Source organism: Methylobacter sp. BlB1 (genome assembly GCF_015476545.1).
Lineage (GTDB): Bacteria > Pseudomonadota > Gammaproteobacteria > Methylococcales > Methylomonadaceae > Methylobacter.
In genome coordinates this window covers 1-1,409 of sequence record NZ_JADMKV010000162.1, presented here as the reverse complement: position 1 = coordinate 1,409, position 1,409 = coordinate 1, and the positions used below count along the sequence as shown (strand labels likewise).

Sequence of the window (1,409 nt, the reverse complement as noted above, 5' to 3'; positions counted from 1 at the left end):
CCGTTTTGCAAGCTTTTTCTCTTCGATCGCAACGATCAGTGAACGCAGTTGCTGCCATATATCCGGCCTATCGATGAGGTCTTTATTGCCTCTGGCCCCGATGGATTTCCGCGTGTTTTCATCTCTATCATCCTAACGGCCTTGGAGGCCCATGCGCTGAACGGATTCCTGAAAACACCGGTCCGACCGGTTTGCCATCGTGTTGAAAAATGCTTCACAACTGGAGAAGTGACTATCAAACACCTCTTAAACGGTTAACAACAGTTTGTTGCACACTTAGGCTTAGACGCTGGCCGGCACCGGGGGGCGATAGGCCTCTGTCCGAGCCAGCAGTGCCCAGGCAATCCGGGCATTCTTGTTGGCAACCGCTACGGCGGCAATGTTGACATTGCGCCGTTGCACCAAGTCGTTGATCCAACGGCTGTGTGCGTCATCTTTCTTTGCCGCCGCCTTAACCACCGCCCTGGCTCCGTGGATCAGCAAGGTGCGTAAATAGACATCACCGCGCTTGCTAATGCCTAGCAGCTTCGGTTTGCCACCGCTGGAATCTTGCTTAGGGACCAAACCTAACCAAGCCGGCACTTGCCGCGCCTTATCAAAGGCCTTGCCATCGCCTAGCGCAGCCAATAACGCGGTGGCCGTAATCGGCCCGATACCGGGCACGGCGCCGAGCGTTTGACTGGCTGGGCTAGACCGGTGCAGCATCAGGATTTTCTCACCATAAGCGGCTATTTGCTTATCCCGTTCTCTTAACTGGTATTGCAGGTCAGTAAAAATTTGCCGCGCCGCCATCGTCAAGCCGTTTTTGTCATCTTCCAGGATCTCCGGCAAGCGCGTGCGTACTTGTGCCAGGCCTTGGCCAATGATAATCCCATATTCGCTCAACAGCCCCCGCAAGCGATTGGCTTGTGCCGTGCGTTCCTTGACCAGGCCGCTGCGCACCCGGTGCAACATCTGGATATCTTGCTGCTCAATGCTTTTCAGCGGTACGAAATGCATACTCGGGCGACTTACTGCCTCGCAAATCGCTTCCGCGTCGTTGGCATCGTTCTTATTGCCTTTAACGTACGGTTTGACGAACTGTGGACTGATTAAACGCGCATCATGCCCTAATTTGAGCAATTCACGTCCCCAATAGTGTGCCCCGGCGCAGGCTTCCAAGCCGATCAGGCAAGGTGACAGGTTAGCAAAAAAAGCCAGTACCTGAATCCGCCTGAGCTGTTTGCGTAACACGACTTTTCCATGGGCATCCACGCCATGTACCTGAAAAACGTTCTTTGCAATGTCTAAACCGATTGTCGTAATATTCATGGCGGATTCCTCTTCTTCATTTAAGTGGTTATCTAACTCTTCCACTTTGGCACATCGTGATGCCGCAGGGAAGAGGAGGAGTCCATACCATTATCCTA

The 1,409-nt window shown here is 53.2% G+C and carries 1 protein-coding gene; it reads right to left on the bottom strand.

Annotated elements, in window-relative coordinates; all coding sequences use genetic code 11:
- Positions 1 to 282 precede the first annotated feature (282 nt).
- On the bottom strand, positions 283 to 1,311 hold the full coding sequence (locus IT781_RS21805; protein ID WP_194972273.1) for an IS110 family transposase: 1,029 nt from the start codon (positions 1,309 to 1,311) through the stop codon (positions 283 to 285).
- Positions 1,312 to 1,409 lie beyond the last annotated feature (98 nt).

Bases quoted from the DNA above. Each gene is read 5' to 3' on its own strand.
- IT781_RS21805 (WP_194972273.1), bottom strand. From the start codon at position 1,311: ATGAATATTACGACAATCGGTTTAGACATTGCAAAGAACGTTTTTCAG.